4 protein-coding genes and 1 pseudogene are annotated in these 7,510 nt (G+C 67.8%); 2 read left to right on the top strand and 3 right to left on the bottom strand.

Translation table 11 applies throughout. The features are described 5' to 3' along the window. Positions 1-447 (top strand): annotated as a pseudogene (locus tag J7E68_RS10980) (D-alanyl-D-alanine carboxypeptidase); the annotation flags it as partial. 109 nt (positions 448-556) lie between these two features. Here the strand turns inward: J7E68_RS10980 and J7E68_RS10975 are convergent. From J7E68_RS10975 to J7E68_RS10965, 3 genes are all read right to left on the bottom strand, one after another. After that, the gene (locus tag J7E68_RS10975) at positions 557-2,800 is read right to left on the bottom strand and encodes an ABC transporter ATP-binding protein (protein WP_215172542.1); all 2,244 of its coding nucleotides are present in this window, start codon (positions 2,798-2,800) and stop codon (positions 557-559) included. Next, entirely contained in the window at positions 2,797-4,524 is a 1,728-nt protein-coding gene (locus J7E68_RS10970; protein ID WP_215172540.1) for an ABC transporter ATP-binding protein, read from the bottom strand. Before J7E68_RS10970 ends, J7E68_RS10975 begins: the two co-directional genes overlap by 4 nt. A gap of 200 nt (positions 4,525-4,724) precedes the next feature. Then, positions 4,725-5,786, bottom strand: a complete 1,062-nt coding sequence (locus tag J7E68_RS10965) for an enoyl-CoA hydratase/isomerase family protein (protein WP_215172538.1) — start codon at positions 5,784-5,786, stop codon at positions 4,725-4,727. Positions 5,787-5,907: 121 nt separating this feature from the next. Between J7E68_RS10965 and J7E68_RS10960 the strand changes: the two genes are divergently transcribed. Then, positions 5,908-7,510, top strand: a 1,603-nt coding sequence (locus J7E68_RS10960) for an ATP-binding cassette domain-containing protein (protein WP_215172536.1), incomplete at its 3' end; no start/stop codon positions are given.

The following is a 7,510-nucleotide window of genomic DNA, read 5'->3' as shown; positions in this document are numbered from 1 at the left end:
CTGGCCGCGAAGGACATCACCGTCGACGACACCACCGTGCGCCTGTATGCGGCGGTGCTCGGACAGGCCGATGACGCGCAGCGCCTCACTCAGACCCGGTCGCTGTTCACCCAGGTCGAGACAGCCTTGGCCGCGCAGGCGCCCGCGGTCGCGAAGGGCACTGTCGTCGGCACTGTGTCGACCCTCTGGGGCACCACCACGGACGTGGTGGCCGATGCCGATGCCGATGTCGTGCTGTGGAACGGCGCCATCGCGCAGACGTCGACGGCCTTCTCTCTCGGCGAGAGCCGCGAGGAGGGCGACTCGATCGGCACGCTGACGAGTGCCGGACCGCTCAACACCGTCACGACGTCGATCTCGCTGGCCGATGACGTCGATCCTCCCAGCCCCTGGTGGCGCATGACGCATCCGCTCGAGCTCTTCGGTGTCGTCGAACCCCAGCCCTGAGCGCCCCACGGCACGGCACGGCCCGGCACCCGTGCACATGACGCACGCCCCGCCCCGATGAACGGGGCGGGGCGTCTGTGTGTCAGGCAGGGGCTGGCTGGGCCTGCGGTCAGGCCCGCGGGCCTCCGGCATCCGGCCGTTCGACGATCGCCTGCGCGGCTGCCGCCTCGGCCGTGGGAACCTGAGGCCCCACCGATGCGCCCACCTGCGCCGCGGCTGCCTCGTCGTCTGCGTCGCCGCTGACGACCACGGGAGTCGATCCTGTCAGGGCCTCGTCGGCGTCGATGTCGGTCGCGGCCTGCTCGAACTGCGACTGGTAGAGGCGCCAGTAGGCGCCCTGCGCGGCGATCAGTTCGTCGTGCGTCCCCTTCTCGACGATGTCTCCGTGCTCCATCACGAGGATGAGGTCGGCGTCGCGGATCGTCGACAGACGGTGCGCGATCACGAACGAGGTGCGCCCTTGGCGCAGCGCCGCCATCGCGTGCTGCAGCAGCACCTCCGTGCGGGTGTCGACCGCAGACGTCGCCTCATCGAGGATGAGGATAGACGGCTGCGCGACGAACGCCCGTGCGATCGTGATCAGCTGACGCTCGCCCGCCGAGACGTTCGACGCATCCTCGTCGAGCACGGTGTCGTACCCCTCGGGCAGCGAATGCACGAAGCGGTCGACGTACGTCGCCTTGGCAGCGTCGAGGATCTCGTCGTCGGTCGCCGTGGAGCGGCCGTACCGGATGTTCTCGCGGATGCTTCCGGCGAACAGCCACGGATCCTGCAGCACCATGCCCGTGCGGGAGCGCAGCTCGTCGCGCGTGATCTTCGAGATGTCCTGACCGTCGAGCAGGATGCGCCCGCCGTTCAGCTCGTAGAACCGCATGATCAGGTTGACGAGCGTCGTCTTGCCTGCGCCCGTCGGGCCCACGATCGCGACCGTCTGCCCGGGTTCGACCTGGAACGAGAGGTCGGTGATGAGAGGGCGATCGGGCGTGTACGAGAACGCGACGTTCTCGAACTCGACGACACCCTGACCGCCGTTCAGCTTCGGGGCGTCAGAGGCATCGGCCTCCTGCTCCTCGGTGTCGAGCAGCTCGAAGACCCGCTCGGCCGATGCGGTGCCCGACTGCACGACCGCGGCCATTCCGCCCAGCTCCGACAGGGGCTGAGTGAACTGCTGCGAGTACTGGATGAACGCCTGCACGTCACCGAGACGCAGCTGTCCGCTGGCCACCATGAGACCGCCGAGCACCGCGATGCCCACATAGGTGAGGCTGCCGACGAAGGTCATCGCCGGCATGATGATGCCGGAGAGGAACTGCGCCTTGAAGCTCGCCTGGAACAGCTCCTCGTTCTCGTCCTTGAACTTGTCGAGGGCGTCCTGCTCGCGGCCGAACACCTTGACCAGCGCGTGACCCGAGAATGCCTCTTCGACGCGGGCGTTCAGACGCCCCACCTTGCGCCACTGCGTTCCGAAGGCCTTCTGCGACCGCGGACCGATGACGCCGAAGATCACGCCCATGAGAGGCAGCGCGACGAGGGCGACGAGGGCGAGCTGCCAGGAGATCGAGAACATCAGCACCAGCACGCCCACGACCGTGAGCACGGCGGTGATCGCACCCGACAGCGACTGCTGCATGGTCTGGGTGATGTTGTCGATGTCGTTGGTCACGCGCGAGATCAGGTCACCGCGCTGCACCTTGTCGAAGTACGACAGCGGCAGGCGGTTGATCTTCGCCTCGACCGACTCGCGCAGGCGCCACATGGTGCGCACCATGATGACGTTGATGACGTAGCCCTGGATCCAGCTGAGGAAGGCCGCGACGATGTAGATCGCGAGCACGGCGATGATGACCCACCGCAGCGCCTCGAAGTCCACCCCGTCGCCGACCTGGAAGCTGCCGAGGGCCTCGACCTGGTTCGCGTAGTCGTCCTGACCGCCTTGGCGGAGAGCGGCGACGACCTCGTCCTGCGAGGTTCCTGCCGGGAAGCCGGGAAAGTTCTCGCTCGGCAAGCCGAGCTGCACGGAGAGGAAACCCTTGTAGATGAGGTTCGTCGCCTCGCCGAGCACCTTCGGCGCGGCGACCGTGAGCACGACACCGACGGCGCCCGCGATCGACACGAGGATGAACCACACGGCCGACGGCTTGAGCAGACCGATCATCCGGCTGAAGCTCTTGCCGAAGTTGTCGGCCTTGCCCGGTGCGACGCTGTCCCAGCCGCCTCCGTTCTGGCGCGCCTTCTCGGCGAGCTCGGCCTCGTACTTCTCTTCCTCGGTCATTTCCGGCTCGGTCGTCTGCGCGACGGCGGTCTCGGCGGCCGCGCGACCACGGCGGGTCCGGGGCGTGTTCTGCTCGCTCATGCGTCCACCCCCAACTGCGATTCGACGATCTCTCTGTAGGTCTTGCTCGTCTCGAGCAGTTCCTCATGTGTGCCGACGCCGACCATGGTGCCGCCCTCGAGCAGGACGATGCGATCCGCATCCGTGATCGAGGACACGCGCTGAGCGACCACGATCTTCGTGACGTGCGGCAACTCGCGCCACAGAGCCTGTCTCAGGTGGGCATCGGTGGTGCGGTCGAGAGCGGAGAACGAATCGTCGAAGACGAGGATCTGCGGCTGCCGGACGATCGCGCGGGCGATCGCGAGACGCTGACGCTGACCGCCCGACACGTTCGTACCGCCCTGCGTGATGCGCGATTCGAGTCCCTGCGGCATCTCTTCGACGAAATCACGACCCTGCGCGATCTCGAGCGCATGCCAGAGCTCTTCGTCGGTGGCCTCTTCGCGTCCGTAGCGGAGGTTCGAGGCCACGGTGCCGGTGAAGAGGAAGGGACGCTGAGGGACCAGACCGATGGTCGCCCACAGCGATTCCACATCGGCCTCGCGCACATCGGTGCCACCGACGGACACGGCGCCACCTGTGGCGTCGAACAGGCGCGGAAGCAGCGAGACGAGTGTGGTCTTTCCCGCGCCGGTGGAACCGACGATCGCGACCGTCTCTCCGGGGTCGGCCGCGAAGCTGATGCCCGTGAGCACCGGAGAGTCGGCCCCGGGATAGGTGAACTCGACGTCGTCGAATGCGACCGATCCGGGAGACGGGAACTCGGTGACGCCGTTGGCCGGACGCTCCATGCTCGACGTCGTGTCGAGGACCTCGCCGATGCGCTCGGCCGAGACCGCCGCGCGAGGGATCATGATCGCCATGAAGCTGGCCATGATGACGCCGCCCATGATCTGGCCGATGTACTGCATGAACGCGAAGATCGTGCCGACCTGCACCGTGCCGCTGTTGACCTCGATGCCGCCGAACCAGACGACCGCCACGATCGTGACGTTGAGGATGAGCATGAACAGGGGGAACAGCAGCACGAACAGCGAGCCGACCTTGCGGCCGACCACCATGATGTCGGTGTTCGCCTCGCGGAAGCGCTCCTCTTCGATGCGCTCGCGCACGAACGCACGCACCACGCGCACGCCGGTCAGCTGCTCGCGCATGACGCGGTTGACGGTGTCGAGCTTGCCCTGATAGCTGCGGAACAGCGGCACCATGCGGCTCACGACGATGCCGGCGACGATCAGCAGCAACGGCACCGAGACGGCGATCAGCCAGCTGAGGCCGATGTTCGTCTGCACCGCGAAGATGATGCCGCCGATCGCGAGCAGCGGAGCGGTGACGAGCATGGTCGCGCCCATCATGGCCAGCATCTGCACCTGCTGCACGTCGTTCGTGTTGCGGGTGATGAGCGAGCCTGCGCCGAACTGCGAGACCTCGCGCTCGTAGAAGCCGCTGACCTTGCCGAAGACATCGGCACGGATGTGGCGGCCCGCACCCATCGAGGCGCGTGCGGCGAAGTAGGTCGCGATGACGGAGGCGATGATCTGGCCGAGCGACACCGCGAGCATGAGCAGGCCGGTGCGCCAGATGTAGTCGGTGTCGGACTGCGCGACGCCCTTGTTGATGATGTCTTCGTTCAGGCGGGGCAGGTAGAGGGTCGCGATCGCGCTGGCGAACTGGAACACCAGCACGGCCAGAAGCAACCACTTATATCGAGTGAGATAGCGGACGAGAATTTTTCCCAGCACAGGCGCACTTTCTAGGAAGGTTGAAGTCGCAGATCTCCCGACGGGCGGACGCAGGCCGACGATCGCGCACAAGCAAGAGTGCCACGAACCGCCGACATTCGTATCCCCCTGCAGGCGGACCTTCGCTGACAGCGAACCATTTCGGGCGCGGCCAGCGGTTTATGCACCGCGGCGAAGAACCGCGGATATACCGATATGCCTCAGAAGAGGGGGCGTGCGGGCACGAAATCCCGCGCCTCGGCACCGGCGTCGGGGGCGAGGTCGGCGATGGTCGCCGGGTTCCACTTCGGGGTGCGGTCCTTGTCGATGAGCTGGGCCCGGATGCCCTCGACGAGATCGGGATGCTGCGTCACGAACCACATCACCCTGCGGTACTCCCCCTCCAGCGCCGCGCGCAGATTCGGCATGTCCCGCGCCTCTCTCACGGCGTCGAGCGTCACGGCCAGCCCCGTCGGCGCCAGGCCCTCGAGCAGGTCGGCGGTCGCGGCGGCATCCGCCTCGTCGGCCGCACGCAGACGCGACACGATCTCGGCGACCGTGTCGGCCGAGAAGGCGTGGTCGATCCAGCCGCGAGAGGCAGGCAGCGTCGACGGCTCCGGCGTCTCGTCGAACAGCAGCACGATCTCGGCAGGCCCCGTGGGATCGGCGCGGTAGGCGAGAGCCTCGCGCAGAGCATCGAGGCGGTCGGAGGGCACGAAGTGATCCGCGAAGCCCAGAAGCACCGCATCCGCCCCGTTCATGGTCGACCCCGTCAGACCGAAGTACTCGCCGAACCTGCCCGGGGTCCGGCCCAGCAACCAGGTTCCCCCGACATCCGGCGTGAAGCCGATGCGCGTCTCGGGCATCGCGAGCTTCGACCGCTCGGTGACGATGCGGATGGCAGCGTGCCCCGCCAGGCCGATGCCCCCGCCCATCGTGATGCCGTCGGCCAGCGCCACCAGCGGCTTCGGGTACTCGGCGATCATCGCGTTCAGCGCGTACTCGGCGCGGAAGAACTCCGTGGTCTCGTCAGCGCGTCCTGCCACGATCTGCGCGTGCAGACTCCGCACGTCGCCGCCGGCGCACATGCCGCGCTCGCCTTCTCCGTCGATGAGCACTATCTGCACATCGGTGTCTTCACGCCAGGCGTCGAGCGCGCGGGTCAGCTCCTCGATCATGTCGACATCGAGGGCGTTGATCGCCTCAGGTCGATTCAACGTGAGTCTGCCGAGGGCTCCTTCGGTGCGTACGAGGACCTTGGATGCGGCGATGAGATCGGTCACGGGTGCCAGGCTACCCCGTGCGCCGACCCTTGCATCTGGGGGCGTTCGTACGGTAAATGCACGATCCGGCGGCTTTTCCGGCAGGATAGACAGAACTGCCCACTGCAACGAGAGGTCGCAGATGCCCGACGGACAGGTGCTCGAGTTCACGCGCGTCACGAAGCGCTTCAACGACGTGACGGCGGTGTCCGACTTCTCCGCACGAGTCGAGCCCGGTGTCGTGACCGCTTTCCTCGGCCCGAACGGGGCCGGCAAGACCACCACGCTGCGCATCCTGCTCGGTCAGGTGCGGGCCACCAGCGGCACCGCCACGATCGGCGGCGTCGCCTACCCCGAGCTCCGCCACCCGCTTCGCACGATCGGTTCGGTGCTCGAAGAGACCGTCTACCGCCCGCGTCGCTCGGCCGCGCGCCAGCTGACGATCGCGGCGAAGGCGAACGGCATCCCTCTGTCGCGCGTCGACGAGGTGCTCTCGCTGGTCGGGCTCGAGCACGAGAGCGAAGGCCGCATCGGCAGCTTCTCGCTCGGCATGCGGCAGCGCCTGAGCGTCGCCCACGCCCTGCTCGGCGACCCCGGCGCCCTCGTCTTCGATGAGCCGGCCAACGGACTCGACCCCGAGGGAATCCGCTGGATGCGGCTCCTGATGCGCCGTCTCGCCGACGAGGGCCGCACGGTTCTCGTCTCCTCGCATGTACTCAGCGAGGTCGAGCAGGTCGCAGACCATGTGCTCGTGCTGTCGAAGGGGCACCTCGTTCTCTCGAGCGGCATCGAAAAGCTCGCCGACCCCTCCGGCGGCGCCGTGATCGTCGATGCCGCGGATCGCGCAGCCCTCACCACGGCCCTGTCGACCGCCGGCCTCGAGGTCGAGGTACTGCGCTCCGGGCTCACCGTGCGCGGCAGCAACGCCGGCACGGTCGGCGCCATCGCCGCCTCGGCAGGCATCGCGCTCAGCACTCTCGTGCAGCGCGGCCCCACGCTCGAAGACGTCTTCATCGACCTCGTGCGCGGCGGCCGGTTCGAGCCGCGTGCGGTCGCCGCGGCATCCGCGCCGATCGCCATGGACGAGGCGGACGCATCGACCGACTCGTCGGATCTCGCCGCTGTCGCCGCTGTTCCGCTCTCCTCCGCCGACGCGGATGGAGCCGGCGACGCGACGGGTGCGAGTGACGGCGCCGGTACCGCGGGTGCTGAGGATGTCGAAGCCGACGCCGACGCTCAGCCGCACGCAGAGGATGCTCGGGCGGATGCCGCCGCTGCAGCCGCCGCATCCGAAGCCGCCGATGTGCAGGCCGATGCCGACGCGGATGCCGCTGCCGCCGCCGATGATGTCGAGTATGCGGCCGCGGAACTCGGCTACGCCGCCGCCGCCTCCGACGCGAACGACGCCGAGGACGCCGCGGATGTCGTCTCCGAGGCGGCCGATACGCACGTCGACGAAGAGCCGGCCGAGGATTCCGACGCCTCCGACAGCTCCAGCGCGGAAGCGTCTCCGTCGTTCGACGAGATCCTCTTCGGGGCGCCCGTGGCGTCCTCGGATGTGGATGCCGATGCCGGTGCCGGTGCCGGTGCCGGTGCGGATTCGCCTCTCGATGTCGATGCCGAGTCGGGTCTCTCCGAGAACGAGTCGGTCGACGACATCGCGGCCGCGGACGATTCGGTCGATGCCGAATCGGTCGACGGAGAATCGGTCGATGCTGAATCGGTCGATGCTGAATCGGTCGATG

The organism is Microbacterium sp. ISL-103, assembly GCF_018613995.1.
Taxonomy (GTDB): Bacteria; Actinomycetota; Actinomycetes; order Actinomycetales; family Microbacteriaceae; genus Microbacterium.
This window is presented reverse-complemented; position numbering and strand designations above follow the sequence as displayed.